This window comes from Erwinia sp. V90_4, from assembly GCF_029967685.1.
Lineage (GTDB): Bacteria > Pseudomonadota > Gammaproteobacteria > Enterobacterales > Enterobacteriaceae > Erwinia > Erwinia aphidicola.
Genome location: NZ_JASCAQ010000067.1, coordinates 97,488 through 118,422, shown reverse-complemented (window position 1 = coordinate 118,422; position 20,935 = coordinate 97,488). Strand labels below are relative to the sequence as shown.

18 protein-coding genes and 2 tRNA genes are annotated in these 20,935 nt (G+C 56.1%); 4 read left to right on the top strand and 16 right to left on the bottom strand.

Translation table 11 applies throughout. From position 1 onward, the window contains the following. The first annotated feature begins 67 nt into the window (after positions 1-67). Positions 68-373, top strand: coding sequence for a GIY-YIG nuclease family protein (locus QLG07_RS22145; RefSeq protein WP_099754281.1), 306 nt, complete (start codon positions 68-70; stop codon positions 371-373). On the opposite strand, the gene QLG07_RS22140 is transcribed toward QLG07_RS22145, so the two are convergent. Both QLG07_RS22140 and QLG07_RS22135 read right to left on the bottom strand, forming a co-directional pair. Further along, a complete protein-coding gene (locus tag QLG07_RS22140; protein WP_048914503.1) occupies positions 360-863 on the bottom strand; it encodes an N-acetyltransferase in 504 nt (167 codons plus the stop codon). The genes QLG07_RS22145 and QLG07_RS22140 overlap by 14 nt on opposite strands. Continuing rightward, positions 857-1,384 carry an SCP2 domain-containing protein gene (locus QLG07_RS22135; protein WP_099754279.1) on the bottom strand — a complete coding sequence of 176 codons (528 nt, stop codon included), beginning with the start codon at positions 1,382-1,384 and terminating at the stop codon, positions 857-859. Before QLG07_RS22135 ends, QLG07_RS22140 begins: the two co-directional genes overlap by 7 nt. Positions 1,385-1,589: 205 nt before the next feature. Between QLG07_RS22135 and QLG07_RS22130 the strand changes: the two genes are divergently transcribed. Together QLG07_RS22130 and QLG07_RS22125 are read left to right on the top strand one after the other, a co-directional pair. After that, positions 1,590-2,585: a peptidase U32 family protein gene (locus QLG07_RS22130; RefSeq protein ID WP_191149815.1), complete on the top strand. Its 996-nt coding sequence runs from the start codon at positions 1,590-1,592 to the stop codon at positions 2,583-2,585. 9 nt (positions 2,586-2,594) lie between these two features. Continuing rightward, positions 2,595-3,473 carry a U32 family peptidase gene (locus tag QLG07_RS22125; RefSeq protein ID WP_048914501.1) on the top strand — a complete coding sequence of 293 codons (879 nt, stop codon included), beginning with the start codon at positions 2,595-2,597 and terminating at the stop codon, positions 3,471-3,473. Between the two features lie 312 nt (positions 3,474-3,785). Here QLG07_RS22125 and QLG07_RS22120 read toward each other — a convergent pair whose 3' ends face one another. From QLG07_RS22120 to QLG07_RS22110, 3 genes are read right to left on the bottom strand one after another with little or no spacing between them, the layout of a single operon-like run. Continuing rightward, positions 3,786-4,898: an ABC transporter permease gene (locus QLG07_RS22120; RefSeq protein WP_282470167.1), complete on the bottom strand. Its 1,113-nt coding sequence runs from the start codon at positions 4,896-4,898 to the stop codon at positions 3,786-3,788. Next, a complete protein-coding gene (locus QLG07_RS22115) occupies positions 4,895-6,043 on the bottom strand; it encodes an ABC transporter permease (protein ID WP_282470166.1) in 1,149 nt (382 codons plus the stop codon). Before QLG07_RS22115 ends, QLG07_RS22120 begins: the two co-directional genes overlap by 4 nt. Continuing rightward, positions 6,031-7,002: an efflux RND transporter periplasmic adaptor subunit gene (locus tag QLG07_RS22110; RefSeq protein WP_133622613.1), complete on the bottom strand. Its 972-nt coding sequence runs from the start codon at positions 7,000-7,002 to the stop codon at positions 6,031-6,033. The genes QLG07_RS22115 and QLG07_RS22110 overlap by 13 nt, the downstream gene beginning before the upstream one ends. 339 nt (positions 7,003-7,341) lie before the next feature. Here QLG07_RS22110 and QLG07_RS22105 point away from each other — a divergent pair, with 339 nt between their 5' ends. Further along, positions 7,342-8,352: a luciferase-like monooxygenase gene (locus QLG07_RS22105; RefSeq protein WP_133622612.1), complete on the top strand. Its 1,011-nt coding sequence runs from the start codon at positions 7,342-7,344 to the stop codon at positions 8,350-8,352. Between the two features lie 89 nt (positions 8,353-8,441). Here QLG07_RS22105 and QLG07_RS22100 read toward each other — a convergent pair whose 3' ends face one another. The 11 genes from QLG07_RS22100 to QLG07_RS22050 all read right to left on the bottom strand — a co-directional run bounded on the left by QLG07_RS22100 (position 8,442) and on the right by QLG07_RS22050 (position 20,922). Beyond that, a complete protein-coding gene (locus tag QLG07_RS22100) occupies positions 8,442-10,355 on the bottom strand; it encodes a DEAD/DEAH family ATP-dependent RNA helicase (RefSeq protein ID WP_062818065.1) in 1,914 nt (637 codons plus the stop codon). Positions 10,356-10,532: 177 nt separating this feature from the next. Continuing rightward, on the bottom strand, positions 10,533-11,417 hold the full coding sequence (gene nlpI / locus QLG07_RS22095; RefSeq protein WP_133622611.1) for a lipoprotein NlpI: 885 nt from the start codon (positions 11,415-11,417) through the stop codon (positions 10,533-10,535). Between the two features lie 129 nt (positions 11,418-11,546). Next, positions 11,547-13,685 (bottom strand): polyribonucleotide nucleotidyltransferase, encoded by a 2,139-nt coding sequence (pnp, locus tag QLG07_RS22090; RefSeq protein WP_099753986.1) that lies wholly within the window; start codon positions 13,683-13,685, stop codon positions 11,547-11,549. Between the two features lie 308 nt (positions 13,686-13,993). Then, positions 13,994-14,263, bottom strand: coding sequence for a 30S ribosomal protein S15 (rpsO, locus tag QLG07_RS22085; RefSeq protein ID WP_048914493.1), 270 nt, complete (start codon positions 14,261-14,263; stop codon positions 13,994-13,996). A gap of 107 nt (positions 14,264-14,370) precedes the next feature. After that, positions 14,371-15,315 carry a tRNA pseudouridine(55) synthase TruB gene (gene truB / locus QLG07_RS22080; protein WP_048914492.1) on the bottom strand — a complete coding sequence of 315 codons (945 nt, stop codon included), beginning with the start codon at positions 15,313-15,315 and terminating at the stop codon, positions 14,371-14,373. Further along, positions 15,315-15,728 (bottom strand): 30S ribosome-binding factor RbfA, encoded by a 414-nt coding sequence (gene rbfA, locus QLG07_RS22075; protein WP_048914491.1) that lies wholly within the window; start codon positions 15,726-15,728, stop codon positions 15,315-15,317. Before rbfA ends, truB begins: the two co-directional genes overlap by 1 nt. A 69-nt stretch (positions 15,729-15,797) precedes the next feature. Continuing rightward, complete coding sequence (infB, locus tag QLG07_RS22070; RefSeq protein WP_048914490.1) at positions 15,798-18,491, bottom strand: translation initiation factor IF-2; 2,694 nt, start codon at positions 18,489-18,491, stop codon at positions 15,798-15,800. Between the two features lie 24 nt (positions 18,492-18,515). Further along, a complete protein-coding gene (gene nusA / locus QLG07_RS22065; protein WP_048914489.1) occupies positions 18,516-20,021 on the bottom strand; it encodes a transcription termination factor NusA in 1,506 nt (501 codons plus the stop codon). 24 nt (positions 20,022-20,045) lie between these two features. After that, entirely contained in the window at positions 20,046-20,498 is a 453-nt protein-coding gene (gene rimP, locus QLG07_RS22060; protein ID WP_048914488.1) for a ribosome maturation factor RimP, read from the bottom strand. 212 nt (positions 20,499-20,710) lie between these two features. After that, positions 20,711-20,787 (bottom strand) — tRNA-Met (locus QLG07_RS22055). 48 nt (positions 20,788-20,835) lie between these two features. Further along, positions 20,836-20,922 (bottom strand) — tRNA-Leu (locus QLG07_RS22050). Positions 20,923-20,935 lie beyond the last annotated feature (13 nt).

Here is a 20,935-nt window from a genome sequence, read left to right as displayed (position 1 = left end):
GCCGCTACTCCCACACGCGGGCGATCTGCGCTAAAGTACGCGCAGATTTTTCTACCTGAGACAGACTATGAACTCTGCGGCATCCGGCGACTGGCGGCTCTATATCCTGCGCACCGCCAGCGGCATGCTCTATACCGGGATCACCAATGACGTGCAGCGGCGCTTCGCCCAGCATCAGTGCGGCAAAGGGGCGAAAGCCTTGCGCGGCAAGGGTCCGCTAGAGCTGATGTTTCACTGCGAAGCCGGGGACCGTTCGCTGGCGTCGAAGCTGGAGTATCAGGTAAAGCAGTTAAAGCGGCAGGAAAAAATCAGGCTGGTGGAGCACCAGCCCGTGTCATTGGTTTTATGGCTTAACACGCTCAGAGGCGATTAAACGGCGCCGAATATTCGATGCGCCCTTCTGTACCGCTGAACGCATCCTCCGCCAGCTTATAGACCTGAAACGCCGCTTCGCTCTCCTGCCATCTGCTGTGCAGGCCGTAACGCGCTGCCGGTTCAAAGCCATAACGCCCGTAGTATGCCGGGTCGCCCAGCACCACCACCGCGGCATAGCCAAACTCATTCAGCGTATCCAGCCCTTCGTAAATCAGCTGCTTGCCCAGCCCCTGCTTACGCACGCTCTCATCCACCGCCAGCGGTGCCAGCCCCACCCACTGACGATCCTCTTCAGCCAGCGTTACCGGGCTGAAGGCCGCATAGCCCAGAACCTGTCCTTCATCATCGGTGGCGACAACGCCGAGCGTTAACAAGCCATCTTCACGCAGCTGCTGCACCAGTTCAGCTTCCGCTGAGGTGGGAAAACAGCGACGCAGCAGGCTGTCGATGCTGGCAGCATCCACTCCAATTTCAGTACGAATTAACATGTTGCACCTACGCGACCCGCCGGGGAAATCGCGCCCTCGTTCAGTCCGGCTTCAACAAAATCAGCCAGTTGCATAAGTCCGATGCGCAACGGCGTCGGCATGGATTCAAGATCAACCGCATCCATCAGGTTTTTCACTTCCAGACCCAGCTCGGTATCTCCTTCGATATTCAGGCGACGCTGGAAAAACAGCGTATCGGGATCCACCCTGCGGGCGGCGATTAACAACAGATCGTTGGCTTCAGCACGAAACCAGACATCTGCCGTTTCCCGATCGGCTACCTGCAGCCGCCCCTGTTCCAGCGTGACTGACCAACGCAGCCCGAGGTCAGTGACCTCAATCCCTAACCAGCGCCCCTCAAGAAAGTCTAGCTCACCTTCTGCCAGTGCCTGTTGAAACTGCCAGCGTAACAGCGACTGCAGCAGCGGCTTCTTCAATGCGAACGGGGTAAACCGCAGCGGGAAACGCAACAATTGCGGCCCCTTACGGACACAGTGGGTGCGTAGCGGGTTCAACACCATTATCACTCCTTACGAATAAATTTCGGCTATTTTGCCATACTGGCAAAACGCGTCAGACGGCTGGATCAACAAAGTGCGCGAACTATAGGGGTTTTATCCAGAGAATCGAACCCCATCAATACGCCAATAGCTGCCTTAAATCAAAATTTGTCGCAGCCTTCCTCACTAAACTCATCGATTCTACTGATAAGTTGGATTCGATTACATGGAACTTCTCTGCCCGGCCGGAAACCTTCCGGCGCTGAAGGCTGCCATTGAAAACGGCGCTGATGCGGTTTACATCGGTCTGAAAGATGAAACCAACGCCCGTCATTTTGCCGGACTGAACTTCAGCGATAAACGCCTGCAGGAAGCGGCAAATTATGTGCATCAGCGCAGGCGTAAGCTGCACGTCGCCATTAATACCTTTGCCCATCCTGACGGTTTCAACCGCTGGCAGCGCGCTGTGGATATGGCCGCCCACGCCGGAGCCGATGCTTTAATCCTGGCAGATATCGCCATGCTGGCGTATGCCGCAGAGCGATATCCCCATATTGAGCGTCACGTTTCCGTGCAGGCTTCCGCGACCAATGCCGCCGCGTTGCGCTTTTACCAGCGTAACTTCGATGTGGCACGCGTGGTATTGCCGCGCGTGCTATCGATGCATCAGGTACGCCAGCTGGCACGCGACACGGAGGTTGCGCTGGAAGTTTTTGCCTTTGGCAGCCTGTGCATCATGGCCGAGGGGCGCTGCTATCTCTCCTCTTATCTCACCGGCGAGTCACCGAATACCGTTGGCGCCTGCTCCCCTGCGCGCTTTGTACGCTGGCAGCAGACGCCTGCCGGCCTGGAGTCGCGCCTGAATGAGGTGCTGATCGACCGTTATGGTGCCGGTGAAAACGCGGGCTATCCTACGCTGTGCAAAGGGCGCTACAAGGTGGCAGAAACGCCTTATCACGCGCTGGAAGAGCCCACCAGCCTGAACACCCTTGCGCTGCTGCCGGCGCTGCTGGCGGCCAATATTGCCTCGGTAAAAATTGAAGGTCGCCAGCGCAGCCCGGCATACGTTGAACAGGTGACGCGCATCTGGCGCCAGGCCATTGACCGCTGCAAAGCCGACCCGGCCAATTACGCGCCGCAGCCGCAGTGGATGACGGCACTCAGTGCGCTGAGCGAAGGCACGCAGACGACCCTTGGCGCTTATCACCGCCAGTGGCAGTAGGAGAACGGTATGAAATATTCCCTCGGGCCGGTGCTGTGGTACTGGCCTAAAGAGACGCTGCAGGCGTTTTACCAGGCCGCAGCGCACAGTGAGGCCGAGATTATCTACCTTGGCGAATCGGTATGCAGCAAGCGCCGCAGTACTAAAGCAGCCGACTGGCTGGCGCTGGCAAAAGATTTGGCCGCCGCTGGCAAGCAGGTGGTGCTCAGCACCCTGGCGCTGGTGCAGTCACCTTCCGAGTTAACGGAGCTGAAGCGCTATGTGGATAACGGCGAGTTTCTGATTGAGGCGAACGACGTCGGCGCCGTTACCCTGGCCTGTGACGCGGGCGTGCCCTTTGTTGCCGGTCCTGCGCTGAATATCTATAACGCGGTGACGCTGCAGCTGCTGCTGAAAATGGGCATGATGCGCTGGTGCATGCCGGTCGAGCTGTCGCGAGACTGGCTGGCGCAGCTGCTGGTGCAGTGCGACGAACTGGGGATCCGCCACCAGTTTGAAGTCGAGGTGCTGAGCTATGGCTATCTGCCACTGGCGTACTCTGCCCGCTGTTTTAGCGCCCGCGCTGAAAACCGCAGTAAGGACGAGTGCCAGACATGCTGTATTGACTACCCGCACGGGCGCCAGGTGCGCACCCAGGAAGATCAGCCGGTGTTTGTGCTGAACGGTATTCAGACCATGAGCGGCTACTGCTACAACCTGGGTAACGATCTGCTGTCGATGCAGGGGCTGGTGGATATTGTGCGCCTGTCGCCGCAGGGAGATGACACGCTGGCAATGATCGAGCGCTTTCGCGCCAATGAAACCGGCAGGCAGCCGCTGAGCCTGGCGCGATCGGCCGACTGCAACGGCTACTGGCAGCGGGTGGCGGGGCTAGAGTTGGTGGAGTAACTACGCCGTCTGTACGGGCGGGGCATGCCACCGCCCCTACTCATATTCATGTAGGGGCCGGGCGTGCCACCGCCCCTACTCATATTCTTGTAGGGGTCGGGCATGCCGCCGCCCCAAATCATATTCGTGTAGGGGTCGGGCGTGCCGCCGCCTCAAATCATATTCGTGTAGGGGTCGGGCGTGCCGCCGCCCCAAATCATATTCGTGTAGGGGTTGGGCGTGCCGCCGCCCCAAATCATATTCGTGTAGGGGCCGGGCGTGCCGCCGCCCCAAATCATATTCGTGTAGGGGTCGGGCATGCCCGACCCACCGTCAATGGCGACGACCGAGGTAGTCGCGCAGCTTTCCGACCCCCATCCCCAGTACCGTATAGACCACCGCCATGATCAGCAGCATCACCACATCTTGACTCACTTCGCTAAGCGGCAGCCCCATCTGATTTACCCCGGCAATCATCCGCGTGCCCCAGGTTGAGGGCAGCATCATCGAAATGCCGCGTACCCAGTCTGGCATCGACTGCACCGGCCACAGCGTGCCGGAAAGGTAGTAGACCGGGGTGGTAATAAACGACAGCGAAAAGTAGATGCGCTCTACCTCACGCAGGCACTCGGTCACCAGCTTCGCCAGGCCCAGCACCGCCAGCTGGAACGGGAACGTTAGCATCAGCAGCTCGGGGATGCTGGCCGTTTGCCGATAGCCCAGTACCCATGGCCACAGGGCAAACAGCACGATAGAAAGAAACAGCCAGATGGGGATCAGCGCGGAGAGCGTGCCTAGCGTCACCGGCAGGGGTAAGGGCCCCTGGCTGCGCAGCGTCATGCTGACGCGCACGCCGGCAATCAGCAGCGAGTGCTGCAGCAGCATCACCAGCAGGCCGGGAAAGACAATCGCTGCAAAGCTGATCCCCGGGTTAAACACATCGATGGCCTGGCCAATAAATGGCGTCAGCACCACCGAAGCCTGCCGTTCGCTAAAACCCGCCATCATCATCAGCTTGAGATTGTAGCGCCCTAAAACCTGCTGCCAGGCGGCCATGACATCCTGCTGGATCTGACCATTCGCCAGGCGGTTGGTGGCATCTCCGTAGACCGGCAGCGTGACCTCTTTCCCTGCCAGCATCTTCTGTTCCATATCCTGCGGCAGAATAATCACCGCAAACAGTTTGCGCAGGCCAAGGTCGCTGAGCGCCTGCGGCAGGCTGCTGTAGGCCACGTTGGTGATTTTCGGCGTAGCATCAAGCTGGCGAGTCAGCATTCTGCTGGCCGGGCTGTGGTCCATATCGATCACCGCGACGGGCAGATCCCAGACGCTGTGATTGAGATACACCGTACTCATCAGGCAGAGCGAACAGAGCAGCATCATCCACATCGGTTTTTGCAGTAGCCCGCTGAGCGTTGTGATGAAGGCCTGCCACCACAGCCTCACTGCATCTCCTCCGGCGTTGCCAGACGGCGGAACAGGCGTTTACGCACCAATAGCGCCACAGCCAGCGGATAGACCAGCAGCAGCAGGCAGACGCTGGCCACCGGTTTTCCCGGAACGTCGCGCAGGAACAGATCAAACATGGCATACAGCGCGTGGGTGAGCGGCTCCAGATTGGAGATCAGCTGAGCCGGCCACGGCATCGACAGCTCCGGCATTGCCGTGCCGGAAAATGTCAGGGCAATGCTGACCATAATCCCCATCATCATATAGGCGGTGATCGCACTCCCGGTGAAGCTAAATAGCAGGATGCCGAGGCTTTGCGCCGCCATGACGTAGAAGAAAGCCACGCACAGAATATAGAAGGGGTTTCCCACCACCCGCGCGCTGAATACGCCGACCAGCAGGGCGATTTCGCTCACCAGCAGCACCGTGTAGCACAAGGTGTAAGGGGCCAGCTTACCGAGCAGCGCCATAGCAAAATGCCGTTGGTAAATCAGCGGCCGGCTGCGCGCCAGCAGGTAGATCATGCAGGTGACGGCGAACAGCTGCACCATATGAATACTGGCGGCGAACTGCTGATAGTAGATATAGCTGCCGCTGGCGTTAAACAGGCTGTCATAAGCCAGCGTTGCGTGGGGTAGCGCTGGCATTGCCCGCCCGGTGGCCGCCGCCAGCACCGGCTGATACTGCGCATTCAGCGTACTGACCAGCCCGGCGAAATCCTGCGTCGAGTAAAAGCCCGCGCCATAAAACAGCGCGTTGTAGTAGAGCGTGACGCGCGGCTGCCGACCCGCCAGCGTATCCGCTTCGAAAAATGGCGGGATCAACAGCACGGCATACGCCTGTGCCTGGCGTAATTTCTCCAGCGCTTGCGGCTCACCGCCGGCATTCTGGCTGACATCGGCATGCGAGCCTGCATTCAGATTGCGTATCAGCGTGCGCGATAGCGTGCTGTGATCCTGATCGACCGCCGCCACCGGCAGATCCATTAGCGATCCCTCGGAGAAATCGCTGGCAATCAGGGCGAACAGCAGCAGCGGAAAACACCAGCCCAGCCAGTGGAACACCGGTTTACGCCAGGCAACGCGGACTTCACGACTGAAGGCATGGCCAAATGCCCACAGCCCGTCTTTTACGTCTGCCATGACCACAGGGCACTCATTCCCTGACGCAGGCCTTCAACCGGCGTGAGTGGGTAAAGCCGCACCTCAAAGGTTTTGAGGTCAAAATCCCCGGTGGCGCGCGTGGCGCGTTTGGTCGCGTAGTCGCCGAGCGGCGCGATATAGCGCACCTCCGCCTCGATCACCCGATTATTCAGCGCCGGGACGCGAATGCGTATTTTATCGCCCTTGCGCACGTGAGCGAGAATGTCCTCGCGCAGATTAAATGTGAACCAGGCGGTGGGCAGCTCGATCAGCGTCAGCAGCGGGCTGCCTGCATTAAGTAATTCCCCGCGCTCAGCCGGGATTGGCCCGACCTCCCCCGCTACCGGGGCATGCACCACCAGTTCATCGCTCTGGGCCTTAATCTCCAGCAGGTTCTGCTCTGCCTGGCGCAGCTGTGCCAGATAGGCTTCACGCTGCTCGATGCGATCGCCATTTACCCCCTGATCGAGATTAGCCCGCGCCGCCTGCACCTGCTGCCAGGCACCGTCGCGCGCCTGGCGGGCATTATCCAGCTGTTCGGCGGAGATATAGCCCTTCTGCGCCACGCTCAGATCGCGCTGCCAGGTGGACTGGGCATCACGCCAGGTCGCCTGAGCCTGTTGCAGCAAGGCTTTCAGGTTGCGAACCGTTTCTTCACGGGTGCCGTTCAGGGAGAGGTCTAACGTCGCCTGCGCCTGGTCACGCGCCGCTTCGGCAGCCTTAAGCTGGGCAATCAGCTCGGGGGCATCCAGCACGATGAGAGACTGCCCGGCGCTGACATCGTCGCCGCGCCGTACCCGCTTCTCCACCACGCGCCCTTTCGCTTTTGAGGAGACGATCACTTCGGTGGCATCGACTTCTCCCTGCAACAGCAGGTCGTGATTATGCGCGCGGATAAGGACGGCCAGAGCGATGCCTGAAATAATAATCAGCAGGGTAAAAAAGGCTCTTTTTTTCATCGAAAGGCCCCTGAAATCAGTCGCTTCAGGGCGTTACTGAGGCAAAGCATTGCAATATCCTTCGCAAAGAAAGACCAGGTTATCAGCAATATACTCGCTCGCCGGTGGCGATTTTTGTTGTTTAACCACTTTGCGGCGCGGCCGGGGGAGGGAAACCGAGTAAATAATGCGGTTTAATTATGCTGGCAGTTAGGTAATACTTTATTTAACTAGCAGCCTAATTAATCGCCGAACGTTTTAGCAAAAGTGCTGCGAACGGACAATTACAGCGGCAGAAGATCCCGTAGCCTGTAATTTTGCACATGGCGCACTCCCGGCCGTTAGACAAAGTGAGCAACTATGCCTGATAAGAAAAATGTACCGTTGTCGGTACTCGACCTTGCCCCGATCCCGCAGGGACGTTCTCCTCGCGATGCCTTCCACGCTTCACTCGCGCTGGCACAGCAGTCAGAGAAACTCGGTTTTCACCGCTACTGGCTGGCCGAACACCATAATATGACCGGGATCGCCAGCGCCGCCACCTCGGTACTGATCGGCTATCTGGCGGCCAATACCGATACGCTGCGCTTAGGCTCTGGCGGCGTAATGCTGCCCAACCATGCGCCGCTGGTGATTGCCGAGCAGTTCGGCACGCTGGAGTCGCTCTATCCCGGCCGTATCGATCTGGGGCTTGGCCGTGCGCCGGGTTCAGACCAGCGCACCATGATGGCCCTGCGCCGCCATATGGCCGGCCACGTCGACAATTTCCCGGCCGATGTCGCTGAGCTGATCCGCTGGTTCGATGCGCCCGAAGACGAGCCCGCGCCGCCGGTGCAGCCCGTTCCCGGTACCGGACTGAAAATTCCGGTCTGGCTGCTCGGCTCCAGCCTGTATAGCGCGCAGCTCTCGGCTCAGATGGGGCTGCCGTTTGCCTTTGCCTCCCACTTTGCTCCTGAAATGCTGATGCAGGCGCTGCACCTCTACCGCGAGAACTTCAAGCCGTCAGAACGGCTGGCTAAACCGTATGCCATGGTATGCGTCAACGTGGTAGCGGCCGACAGCGAGCGTGATGCGCGCTTCCTGTTTACCTCCATGCAGCAGCAGTTCATCAATCTGCGCCGCGGCAAACCCGGCCCGCTGCCGGCTCCGGTAGAAAACATGGATAACCTGTGGTCGCCGTCCGAACAGTATGGCGTTCAGCAGGCATTGAGCATGTCGGTGGTTGGTGATAAAGAGAAGGTACGTCACGGCCTTGCGGCGCTGATGCGCGAAACGCAGGCGGATGAGATTATGGTGAATGGCCAGATCTTTGACAGCCAGGCGCGGCTCTACTCTTTCGAGCTGGCGATGCAGGCGCGTAACTCGCTGTAGAACCCGAGGTCGGGCGTGCCTCGACCCTGAGTAAACTGCAGGCAAAAAAAAACCAGCCCGAAGGCTGGTTTTTTATTTTGCGTCAGTGATTATGCATCACGACGACGAGTTGGCGCTGCGCCAGTGTCTTCACGACGTGGGCCGCGTGATGGGCCGCCTGGACGACGCTCACCGCTACGCTCGTTGCTGAAGCGACGACCGCCTTCTGCACCACGACCGCCTTCACGACCTGCACCAGCGCCGAAGCCACCGCGTGCCGGGCCGCCTGGACGACGTTCGCCGCCACGGTCGTTGCTGCGTGGAACCGCATCACCAATCAGCTGCATGTTCATCGGCTTGTTCAGAATACGCGTGCGGGTGAAATGCGACAGCACATCGCCCGGCATGCCTTTCGGCAGCTCGATGGTAGAGTGCGTACCGAACAGCTTGATGTTACCAATGTAGCGGCTGCTGATGTCGCCTTCGTTAGCGATAGCGCCAACGATATGACGCACTTCAACACCGTCATCACGGCCGACTTCAATACGGTAAACTTCCATATCGCCAACGTCACGACGTTCACGGCGTGGACGGTCACCGGCAGCTTCGCTACGTGGTTCACGTGGGCCACGCTCTGGACGGTCACCACGACCGCCTTCACGACGCTCGTCACGGTCACGGAACTGGCTGCGTGGGCGCTGTGGCGCATCAGCAGGCACGATCAGTGGACGTTCGCCCTGAGCCATTTTCAGCAGTGCTGCGGCCAGCGTTTCAATATCCAGCTCATCTTCCGGCTGCATTTTAGCCAGCAGTGCGCGGTACTGTTCCAGATCGCTGCTTTCCAGCTGCTGCTGAACTTTAGCGGCGAACTTAGCCAGACGACGCTCACCCAGCAGTTCTGCGTTAGGCAGTTCAACTTCTGGAATAGTCAGCTTCATGGTGCGTTCAATGTTACGCAGCAGACGACGCTCGCGGTTCTCAACGAACAGCAGCGCGCGGCCAGCACGACCAGCACGACCGGTACGGCCGATGCGGTGCACGTAAGATTCGGCATCCATAGGGATATCGTAGTTAACAACCAGGCTGATACGCTCAACGTCCAGACCACGTGCCGCAACGTCGGTCGCGATCAGGATGTCCAGACGACCATCTTTCAGGCGCTCCAGCGTCTGCTCACGCAGTGCCTGGTTCATGTCACCGTTCAGTGCAGCACTGTTGTAACCGCTACGCTCCAGCGCTTCGGCCACTTCCAGCGTGGCGTTTTTCGTACGCACGAAGATGATAGCAGCATCAAAATCTTCAGCTTCCAGGAAGCGGGTCAGTGCATCAGTTTTACGGCCGTAGGCAGTCCAGTAGCTCTGGCTGATGTCCGGGCGCGTCGTCATGCTTGACTGAATACGCACTTCCTGAGGATCTTTCATGAAGCGTTTAGTAATACGACGAATCGCTTCTGGCATGGTAGCCGAGAACAGCGCGGTCTGATGACCTTCTGGGATCTGCGCCATGATGGTTTCAACGTCTTCGATGAAGCCCATACGCAGCATTTCATCAGCTTCGTCCAGCACCAGGCCGCGCAGGTTAGACAGATCTAACGTGCCGCGCTTCAGGTGGTCAAGCAGACGGCCAGGGGTACCCACAACAACCTGTGGTCCCTGACGCAGTGCGCGCAGCTGCACGTCGTAACGCTGGCCGCCGTACAGGGCAACCACGTTCAGGCCGCGCATGTGTTTCGCGAATTCGGTCATGGCTTCAGCAACCTGAACCGCCAGTTCGCGGGTCGGTGCCAGCACCAGAATCTGTGGTGCTTTAACAGTTGGGTCAATGTTATGCAGCAGCGGCAGAGAGAAAGCCGCCGTTTTTCCGCTACCGGTCTGTGCCATACCCAGCACGTCACGGCCCGCCAGCAGATGAGGAATACACTCAAGCTGGATTGGGGAAGGCTTCACGTAGCCCATACCGTTCAATGATTCAAGGATGTCGGCGTTCAGGCCAAGGTCAGCAAAAGTAGTTTGGATATCAGTCATGTAGTACACGTGCCTCGTAGATTGCGGCGGCCAGTCTACATAACTCGTCGTGAAAATTTTCAGTCATTTTCATCAAAAAGTGTGAACCGGCTCAAATTAGTGGTTTCGACGAACAAAAAGGCCCTCATCCGCTAAGATGATGACTTTTCGAAAATTCGGGCAATAAAAGTTCGTCAGCTATTGCTGGTCAGATTCTGATAAATCGTCTTGTGTCTGGCCGAGTAGCGCCAGCTCCAACAATGCATATCGATGCTCAACAAAGTTGTGAACGTTGTTGGCGACCGTCAGCTTGAACAACGCTTCTGCGTTGTCCTTCTCCCCCAGACTTAGGTAGTACTTACCTAAATAGAAGTTGGTTTCACTGAGATGTTCAGCGAGCGAGGTGTTATCCGTTGCGTCTGCCTGGAGCCTTTCCATCAGCGTTTTTTCACTGATGTCACCCAGGTAGAACTCGACAATATTCCATCCCCATTGGTCCTTAACCGCTTTGTCGTAACGCTGTTTCAGCGAAACTTTGGCCTGGTCTGCGTTGATCTCACGTTCTGTGAGATACAGCCACAGGCTGCGGAAGGGATCGTTAGGATCGTCTTGATAAAACGCCAGCAGATCATCTTGCGCCAGTTTAAATCTTCCGCCGTAATACAGGGCGATACCACGATTTAAACGCGCATAATTGTAAGTTGGATCAAGCTCAAGTACAGAATCGAACGCTTCATAGGCAGCATCAAAATTGCCTGCCTGCGTTAAATAAATGCCTAAGTAATTGAATACTTCAGGCATATCGGGTCTGATAGACAGCGCTTGTGAAAAATCATTCCGCGCCAGTGCTCTCAAACCCAAACTATCATACAACACTCCGCGCTCATATAACAGCTGTGCGCGTTCATCATCGGTCAATGACCGACTGGCAAGTATTTGTTCCATGCGAGCGAGAATGACTTCCTGTTGCAGCGTAGGCTGCAAAGGGACTGCCAAAACTTCGTTCTTACGCCAATCGGTGTTGCTGCATCCTGCCAGCGTTAAAGCTGTCGCAACAATACACCAGCGCAAAAATGGCTTCATTTCCCACTCCTGAAAACAAACATTGGGATGCACATCCTGTCATCCGCCTGCCATGCACAAGGCCATCCCGCCCTCGCGTTCAAACAATTCCCCGCACCGGCTGGCGCGGGGAACTCAATGGTGATGCGCTTATTCTGCTTCAGGCGTTGCCGCTGACGCTTCTGGAGCTGCTTCAGGCTGAGCCTGTTCGCTGGCTTCTTTGATGCTCAGGCGTACACGGCCCTGACGGTCAACTTCCAGCACTTTTACTGGAACTTCCTGACCCATCGCCAGATAGTCAGTCACTTTCTCTACGCGCTTGTCAGCGATCTGAGAAATGTGTACCAGACCTTCTTTACCGCCACCAATTGCAACGAAGGCACCGAAGTCAACGATGCGGGTCACTTTACCGTTGTAGATACGGCCCACTTCGATTTCTGCGGTGATCTCTTCGATACGACGAATCGCGAACTTCGCTTTGTCGCCGTCGGTTGCTGCGATTTTCACAGTACCGTCATCTTCGATTTCGATGGTAGTGCCAGTCTCTTCTGTCAGCGCACGGATAACCGAGCCACCTTTACCGATCACGTCTTTGATCTTATCAACGCTGATCTTGATGGTGTGGATGCGTGGAGCAAACTGAGAGATGTCGCCACGCGGCGTGCTGATAGCCTGTTCCATCACGCTGAGGATGTGCAGACGCGCGCCCTTAGCCTGGTTCAGTGCTTCATGCATGATTTCGCGGGTGATACCTTCAATTTTGATGTCCATCTGCAGCGCGGTGATACCTTCACGGCTACCGGCTACTTTGAAGTCCATGTCGCCAAGGTGATCTTCGTCGCCGAGGATATCTGACAGTACAACAAAGTTGTTTTCGTCTTTGACCAGGCCCATCGCGATACCGGCTACGGCAGCTTTGATTGGTACGCCTGCATCCATCAGTGCCAGAGAAGCACCGCAAACAGACGCCATTGAAGACGAGCCGTTTGATTCAGTGATTTCAGACACAACACGCACGGTGTATGGGAACGCATCGCCTTTAGGCATCACTGCCAGCACGCCGCGTTTCGCCAGACGACCGTGACCAATTTCACGACGCTTCGGTGAACCAACCATGCCGGTTTCGCCGACAGAGTATGGAGGGAAGTTGTAGTGGAACAGGAAGTTGTCGGTACGCTCGCCCATCAGCTCATCAAGGTTCTGCGCATCACGGGCAGTACCCAGAGTTGCCGTCACCAGCGCCTGAGTTTCACCACGGGTGAACAGCGCAGAGCCGTGAGTACGTGGCAGTACGCCAGTGCGCACGTCCAGACCACGGATCATGTCTTTTTCGCGACCGTCGATGCGTGGCTCACCGCGCAGGATGCGGCTACGAACCACATTTTTTTCCAGCGTGTGCAGGATGTCGCTGATTTCGCCAGCGTCCAGCGCTTCGTCTTCAGCCAGCAGTGCAGCGGTGGTTTCAGATTTGATCACGTCAACCTGAGCGTAACGCTCCTGTTTTTCGGTGATGCGGTAAGCATCGCTCAGGCGAGATTCCGCCAGTGCAGCGATACGACCATGTAAAGCTTCGTTTACAGCTTCTGGCTGCCAGTCCCAACGAGGTTTACCGGCAACGGCTACCAGTTCGTTGATGGTGTCGATAACGATCTGCTGCTGCTCGTGGCCAAACACCACTGCGCCCAGCATCTGGTCTTCGCTCAACAGTTCAGCTTCAGATTCCACCATCAGAACAGCGGCTTTAGTACCTGCAACCACCAGGTCCAGCTTGCTCTCTTTCAGCTCATCGGTAGTTGGGTTCAGCACGTACTGGTCGTTCAGGTAACCGACGCGCGCAGCACCGATTGGACCGTTGAACGGCAGGCCAGACAGCGCCAGCGCAGCAGAAGCACCGATCAGGGCAACGATATCCGGGTTAACCTGTGGGTTAACGGAAACCACGGTCGCGATAACCTGGACTTCGTTGACGAAACCTTCCGGGAACAGTGGGCGCAGCGGGCGGTCAATCAGACGTGAAGTCAGGGTCTCGCCTTCGCTTGGGCGGCCTTCACGACGGAAGAAGCTGCCTGGGATACGACCAGCAGCGTAAGTACGCTCCTGATAGTTAACGGTCAGCGGGAAGAAATCCTGACCTGGTTTTGCATTTTTACGGCCTACAACAGTTACGAACACCGCAGTGTCGTCCATGCTTACCATGACAGCAGCTGTTGCCTGGCGAGCCATCATACCGGTCTCAATAGTGACGGTATGCTGACCATACTGGAATTTTTTAACGATCGGATTCAGCAAAATTATTTCCTTAACATCAGGGCGGGTAGTTTTTTATACCGGCCGTGGATTTCCGATCTTCATTTTTGCATCCTCGCGACTAATGACAACCCTAATCCCCAATGGGACAAAGCCTCTCATTAGCCGCGCGAACCTCTGCAACTGAAGATCACACCCAGCAACAATACAATAGTTTGCGCATAATTGCTGCCGCTTGCGTGAAAAAAGGGGCCATAAAGGCCCCTTCCAGCGAATCTCGCACAGGTTGTCCGGTTTCCCCACTTTTCTGCCAGATTGCTCTGATAGCGTGGCGGGACAACCCGTAAGACTTAGCGACGCAGACCCAGACGCTCGATCAGGCTGGTGTAGCGTGCAACGTCTTTACGCTTCAGGTAATCCAGCAGCTTACGACGCTGAGATACCATGCGCAGCAGGCCACGACGGCTGTGGTGGTCTTTCTTGTGCTCAGAGAAGTGACCCTGCAGATGGTTAATCTGTGCGGTCAGCAGAGCAACCTGAACTTCGGTAGAACCACTGTCGTTTGCGCCGCGACCGAAATCAGCAACGATTTGTGCTTTAGATTCAACACTTAGAGACATGATACAACTCCAAATTAAAAGATAAATGTACAGGCGCCGATCTCTAATTCAGCAACCCAGTGTAAAGCCGCGTCATTCTACTCTGCGCGCCACTTAATCGCAAATGGCTAGTCGGAATATTCTACAACCAGGCGGCGCGGTGCCACGCGTCCATCGTCAGCAATTTCTGCCATGCCGATGAACTTGTGCTCGTCACCCTCAGTCACGCGAACCAGCCCGCTGGCCGGCGCGCCTGCTGCCTGAACCGGCATGCCCTGCTTGAAGTAAGCGGCAACCGAGCTCAGCAGGTTAACCACAGGGTATTCCGCCGCCGGGCTGTCCATCGGCATCAGCAGTGCATCCAGCAGCTCCGCCGGGGCTTTCTCCTGACGATGAGCTTCTTCCGCCAGCTCCTGCAACTGTTCCAGCGTCACCATCTTTTCAATGGGATAGGTGGCAACCTGTAAGCGGCGCAGATAGGTCACGTGTGCACCACAGCCCAGCTTCTCGCCGAGATCGTCGATAATGGTGCGGATGTAGGTGCCTTTCGACACGTGAATTTCCAGCTCCAGCTCATCCCCTTCATGGCGGATAAACAGCAGCTCGTAAACCACGATACGGCGTGATTCACGCGGCACTTCAATACCTTCTCGCGCATATTCATACAGCTTGCGCCCCTGGTACTTCAGGGCCGAATACATCGACGGCACCTGCTGGGTCTCACCACGGAAACTCTCCAGCGCCTGCTCCAGCATATCAGCGCTGAAGGTAACCGGACGCTCGCTGACCACGATGCCATCGGCATCAGATGTATCCGTGCGCTGCCCAAGGCGGGCAATCACCCGGTAACGCTTGTCGGACTCCAGCAGATACTGGGAAAACTTAGTCGCTTCCCCAAGGCAGATCGGCAGCATGCCGGTTGCCAGCGGATCCAGCGCACCGGTATGACCGGCACGGTTGGCGTTATACAGGCGTTTGACTTTCTGCAGCGCGTCGTTGGAGGACAATCCGCTAGATTTATCCAGCAACAGTACGCCGTGAATATCGCGACCGCGACGACGAGGACGACTCATTACTCTGCTTTGCCTTCTTGCTCTTCATCTTCTGCCGGGCCACGGCGCTCTTCGTCGTTTCTGACGACGTTGGTCACCAGGTTCGACATACGCATCCCTTCAACCAGCGAGTTATCGTAGAAGAAGGTCAGCTCTGGCACGATGCGCAGGCGCATCGCTTTGCCCAGCAGGGTACGGATGTAGCCTGAGGCATCGCCCAGCGCACGCAGGCCAGCTTTGATTGCCGCTTCATCTTTGTCGTTGAGGAAGGTCACGAACACTTTGGCATAGGCCAGGTCGCGTGATACATCAACGCCAGAAACCGTCACCATCATGCCGAGGCGCGGATCTTTAATCTCGCGCTGCAGGATCATTGCGATCTCCTTTTGCAGCTCCTGTGAAACACGCTGCGGGCGACCGAATTCTTTCGCCATAATTATTCTCTCCAAATAATTTGGGAGGCCAGAAGCCTCCCAAATACAGTCAATTATGAAAAGTGACTATTAATCAATGGTACGCTGGATTTCGATAATTTCGAAGACTTCGATCATATCGCCAACACGCACATCGTTGTAGTTCTTCACGCCGATACCACATTCCATGCCGTTACGGACTTCGTTAACGTCATCTTTGAAGCGGCGCAGAGATTCCAGCTCGCCTTCGTAGATAACCACGTTGTCACGCAGTACGCGGATTGGGTTGTGACGTTTGATGTTACCTTCAGTCACCATACAACCGGCGATAGCACCAAATTTCGGTGATTTGAACACATCACGTACCGCAGCCAGACCAATGATCTGCTGTTTGTACTCAGGTGCCAGCATACCGCTCATCGCTGCTTTCACTTCGTCAATCAGATTATAGATGACGGAGTAGTAACGCAGATCCAGGCTTTCAGAATCAATCACGCGGCGCGCAGAAGCATCGGCACGGACGTTGAAGCCAACCAGGATTGCATTAGACGCAGCAGCCAGAGTGGCGTCGGTTTCAGTGATACCGCCAACGCCAGAACCGATGATTTTCACTTTCACTTCATCAGTAGAAAGCTTCATCAGGGACTCGGAGATCGCTTCGACAGAACCCTGTACGTCAGCTTTCAGCACGATGTTCAGCTCGGAAACTTCGCCTTCGGTCATGTTAGCAAACATGTTTTCCAGCTTAGATTTCTGCTGACGCGCCAGCTTAACTTCACGGAATTTGCCCTGACGATACAGCGCAACTTCACGGGCTTTCTTCTCGTCACGTACCACGGTCGCTTCATCACCCGCTGCCGGAACACCGGACAGGCCGAGGATCTCAACCGGGATAGATGGACCCGCAGTCATCACTTCGCGGCCCAGTTCGTCACGCATCGCACGCACACGGCCATACTCGAAGCCGCACAGTACGATATCGCCTTTGTTCAGCGTACCTTCACGTACCAGCACGGTAGCAACCGGACCACGACCTTTATCCAGGAAGGATTCGATAACCACACCGCTTGCCATACCCTGACGAACTGCGCTCAGCTCCAGAACTTCAGCCTGCAGCAGGATAACGTTCAGCAGGTCGTCGATACCGGTACCGGCTTTTGCAGAAACGTTGACGAACATGTTCTCGCCGCCCCACTCTTCCGGGATGATCCCGTACTGAGTCAGTTCGTTTTTAACACGATCCGGATCGGCTTCTGGCTTATCGCACTTGTTCACTGCAACGACAACCGGCACTTTGGCCGCTTTGGCGTGCTGAATAGCTTCAATAGTCTGTGGCATCACGCCATCGTCTGCTGCAACAACCAGGATAACGATATCCGTTGCCTGAGCACCACGTGCACGCATTGAAGTAAACGCTGCGTGGCCCGGGGTATCCAGGAAGGTCACCATACCGTTGTCGGTTTCAACGTGGTATGCACCGATGTGCTGAGTAATGCCGCCCGCTTCGCCAGAGGCGACTTTGGTCGAACGGATGTAGTCCAGCAGAGAGGTTTTACCGTGGTCAACGTGACCCATGATGGTGACAACCGGCGCACGGGATTCGTGAACGGCATCGGTATCACGATCGCTCATTACCGCTTCTTCCAGCTCATTCTCGCGGCGCAGCGTCACTTTGTGACCCATCTCTTCCGCGACCAGCTGGGCAGTTTCCTGATCGATAACCTGGTTGATGGTAGCCATTGCGCCCATTTTCATCATCGCTTTGATGACCTGGGAACCTTTGACTGCCATCTTGTTAGCCAGCTCAGCTACGGTAACAGTTTCGCCGATAATGACGTCACGGTTAACCGCCTGAACAGGCTTGTTGAAGCTCTGCTGCAGGGTGCTTGGCTTACGCTTGCCGCCTTTACCGCCGCGAACCTGCGCACGCGCTTCTTCACGGTCAGTTTTCGCTTCAGAATGCTTGTTGCCTTTCTTGCGAACCGGGGCTTTGGCTGGGCGTACCGCAGTGCGAGTGCGACGGTCACCTTCAACCTGAGCGTCGTTTTCGTCTTCTGCAGCACGGGCGTGGGTTGAAGTGGTGACGTGGTAATCAGAGGTGTCTTCAACCTCTTTAACTTGCGCCCACTCTTCACCTCGTTCGGCCGCCATTTTGCGAGCTTCTTCGGCTACGCGCTTCGCTTCTTCTTCGATCTTGCGATGCGCTTCTTCTTCAGCTTTACGCTTCAGTTCTGCCGCTTCCGCTTCACGGCGGGCTTTGTCGGACTGGGAAGCCCGGGTGGTATCGTCGGTATGTTGATTGCTCACTTTATCTTTTTCCGCTGCTTCACGTTTGGCTTTATCAGCTGCCTCACGCTTGGCCTGCTCCTCGGCTTCACGCTTCGCTTTGTCTTGAGCTGCGCGCTGGGCTTGTTCTTCAGCCTCGCGACGAGCCAGTTCTTCCGCTTCACGCTCTGCCTGGGCTTCTGCTTCTGCCTGTTCAGCATCAGCCGGATCGCCTTTTACATAAGTGCGTTTTTTGCGGACTTCGATTTGCACCGACTTACTTTTGCCCCCGGTGCCTGGAACACTTAATGTGCTGCGCGTCTTGCGCTGCAAAGTCAGCTTACCAGATCCGCCGCCATGATCGCGATTCAGATGGGTAAGTAATGTCTCTTTCTCGTGCTGGGTAACAGAGTCGGTTTCAGACTTTTGGATCCCTGCATCAGCAAATTGCTGTACCAGGCGTTCTACCGGTGTCTGAATCTCTGCGGCCAGCGATTTTACGGTTACATCTGTCGTCATGCTGTTCCTTCCTGCTACAGTTTATTACGCGTCGTCGCCGAACCAGCAGATATTTCGTGCAGCCATAATCAGCTCACCAGCCCGCTCATCGCTCAGGCCATCAATATCTGACAGGTCGTCAACACCCTGCTCGGCAAGATCTTCCAGCGTGCAAACGCCTTTTGCCGCCAGCTTAAAGGCCATCTCACGCTCCAGACCTTCCAGACCTAACAGGTCATCCGCCGGTTTGGTATCGCCGAGGCTCTCTTCTTTTGCCAGTGCCAGGGTGGTCAACGCGTTTTTAGCCCGGTCGCGCAACGCTTCTACCGTGTCTTCATCCAGACCGTCGATTTCCAACAGCTCGTTGATTGGCACGTAAGCCAACTCTTCGAGTGAGGAGAAGCCCTCTTCTACCAGTACGGTAGCAAAGTCTTCGTCGATATCGAGGTGTTTGGTGAAGACATCAATGGCAGCATGAGCTTCAGCCTGATGCTTAGCCTGCAGGTCGTCGACCGTCATCACGTTCAGATCCCAGCCACTCAGCTGAGAAGCCAGACGCACGTTTTGGCCATTACGGCCGATCGCCTGAGCCAGATTTCCGGCTTCTACAGCGATATCCATGGTGTGATTATCTTCATCCACCACGATAGAGGCGACATCCGCAGGGGCCATTGCGTTGATCACGAACTGCGCAGGATTATCATCCCACAGCACGATATCAATACGCTCGCCACCCAGTTCACTGGATACCGCCTGAACACGCGCACCACGCATACCTACGCAGGCGCCGACCGGGTCGATACGCTTGTCGTTGGTTTTCACGGCGATCTTAGCTCGGGAGCCTGGATCGCGCGCAGCGGCTTTAATTTCTAACACTTCTTCAGCAATTTCCGGCACTTCAATGCGGAATAGTTCGATCAGCATTTCCGGTTTGGAACGGCTAACGAACAGCTGAGCACCACGCGCTTCAGGGCGCACGGCGTAAAGTACGCCACGGATACGGTCACCCGGGCGGAAGTTTTCACGTGGCAGCATATCTTCACGAATGATCACGGCTTCCGCGTTGGTGTTAGAACCATCGTTTGGACGCACTTCAAGCGAGATATTGTCGCGGTTTACTTTCTTCACCACGCCGGTGATGATTTCGCCTTCCTGCTCACGGAACTGATCAACCACCATCGCACGCTCTGCTTCGCGCACTTTCTGCACGATAACCTGCTTGGCAGTTTGCGTGGTGATACGGTCAAAGGTCACAGACTCAATCTGATCTTCAACGAAGCCACCGAGTCCGAGAGTTTCATCTTCGAACTGTGCCGCATCCAGCGTAATTTCGCGGGTAGGCATGGTGACTTCATCAACAATCAGCCAACGGCGGAAGGTATCGAAATCGCCACTTTTGCGATCGATGCTGACGCGAACGTCAATTTCCTGCTCGTATTTTTTCTTGGTGGCTGTGGCCAGCGCGCTCTCCAGCGCTTCGAAAATCTTCTCGCGTGGGAGGGACTTCTCATTAGAGACCGCTTCTACAACAGCTAAGATTTCTTTGTTCATCCTGGTATGCCTCAATCCGGACTTTTAAAAGTGGGGAACCAGGTTCGCCTTCTGGATGTTGCTCAGCGCGAACACTTCGTCGTTACCCTCAACGGCAACAGTGATCATCTCACCTTCCACAGATTTGATGATGCCCTGCCATTTGCGTCGGTTCTGAACCGCCATACGCAGAACCAGGCTCACTTCTTCGCCAGTAAATCGTACGTAATGCTCTGCGGTAAACATTGGACGGTCAAGGCCAGGCGAGGAGACTTCGAGGTTGTAAGCCACGGTGATCGGGTCTTCGACGTCAAATACCGCACTGACCTGGTGGCTCACATCAGCACAATCATCAACATTGATGCCATCTTCACTATCAATATAGATGCGCAAGGTGGATGTGCGACCGCGTACAAACTCAATACCAACCAGTTCGTAGCCTAGCGCTTCTACCGGTGCTGAGATCAGCTCTGTTAATTTTTGCTCTAATGTGGACAATCCCACCCCCAAGACGTAAAAAAAGGGCCTATAGCCCAGTGATGCTGCTTCCTGATAACAAAAAACCCCGAAAATTCGGGGCTTAATGTCACTGGACCCTGTAAACCGCCAAAGGCGGCTCGGCACAGTCCAAAAGAATTTTTTTCAAAATCGCTGCAGTGCGCCATTAAGTAGTGCAAACAGTATATTTGAAAAAGAACTCTAAGGGAAAGTGGTTGCGGGGGCCGGATTTGAACCGACGACCTTCGGGTTATGAGCCCGACGAGCTACCAGGCTGCTCCACCCCGCGTCCGAATACTACGCAAAACTTGCATAAATTGCAAGCACAACTGAGATTTGGTACCGAGGACGGGACTTGAACCCGTAAGCCCATGCGGGCACTACCACCTCAAGGTAGCGTGTCTACCAATTCCACCACCACGGCACTAAAGAGGCGA

Coding starts and splice junctions, on each gene's coding strand:
- QLG07_RS22145 (WP_099754281.1), top strand. CDS start 68: ATGAACTCTGCGGCATCCGGCGACTGGCGGCTCTATATCCTGCGCACC.
- QLG07_RS22140 (WP_048914503.1), bottom strand. CDS start 863: ATGTTAATTCGTACTGAAATTGGAGTGGATGCTGCCAGCATCGACAGC.
- QLG07_RS22135 (WP_099754279.1), bottom strand. CDS start 1,384: ATGGTGTTGAACCCGCTACGCACCCACTGTGTCCGTAAGGGGCCGCAA.
- QLG07_RS22130 (WP_191149815.1), top strand. CDS start 1,590: ATGGAACTTCTCTGCCCGGCCGGAAACCTTCCGGCGCTGAAGGCTGCC.
- QLG07_RS22125 (WP_048914501.1), top strand. CDS start 2,595: ATGAAATATTCCCTCGGGCCGGTGCTGTGGTACTGGCCTAAAGAGACG.
- QLG07_RS22115 (WP_282470166.1), bottom strand. CDS start 6,043: ATGGCAGACGTAAAAGACGGGCTGTGGGCATTTGGCCATGCCTTCAGT.
- QLG07_RS22110 (WP_133622613.1), bottom strand. CDS start 7,002: ATGAAAAAAAGAGCCTTTTTTACCCTGCTGATTATTATTTCAGGCATC.
- QLG07_RS22105 (WP_133622612.1), top strand. CDS start 7,342: ATGCCTGATAAGAAAAATGTACCGTTGTCGGTACTCGACCTTGCCCCG.
- QLG07_RS22100 (WP_062818065.1), bottom strand. CDS start 10,355: ATGACTGATATCCAAACTACTTTTGCTGACCTTGGCCTGAACGCCGAC.
- nlpI (WP_133622611.1), bottom strand. CDS start 11,417: ATGAAGCCATTTTTGCGCTGGTGTATTGTTGCGACAGCTTTAACGCTG.
- rpsO (WP_048914493.1), bottom strand. CDS start 14,263: ATGTCTCTAAGTGTTGAATCTAAAGCACAAATCGTTGCTGATTTCGGT.
- truB (WP_048914492.1), bottom strand. CDS start 15,315: ATGAGTCGTCCTCGTCGTCGCGGTCGCGATATTCACGGCGTACTGTTG.
- rbfA (WP_048914491.1), bottom strand. CDS start 15,728: ATGGCGAAAGAATTCGGTCGCCCGCAGCGTGTTTCACAGGAGCTGCAA.
- infB (WP_048914490.1), bottom strand. CDS start 18,491: ATGACGACAGATGTAACCGTAAAATCGCTGGCCGCAGAGATTCAGACA.
- nusA (WP_048914489.1), bottom strand. CDS start 20,021: ATGAACAAAGAAATCTTAGCTGTTGTAGAAGCGGTCTCTAATGAGAAG.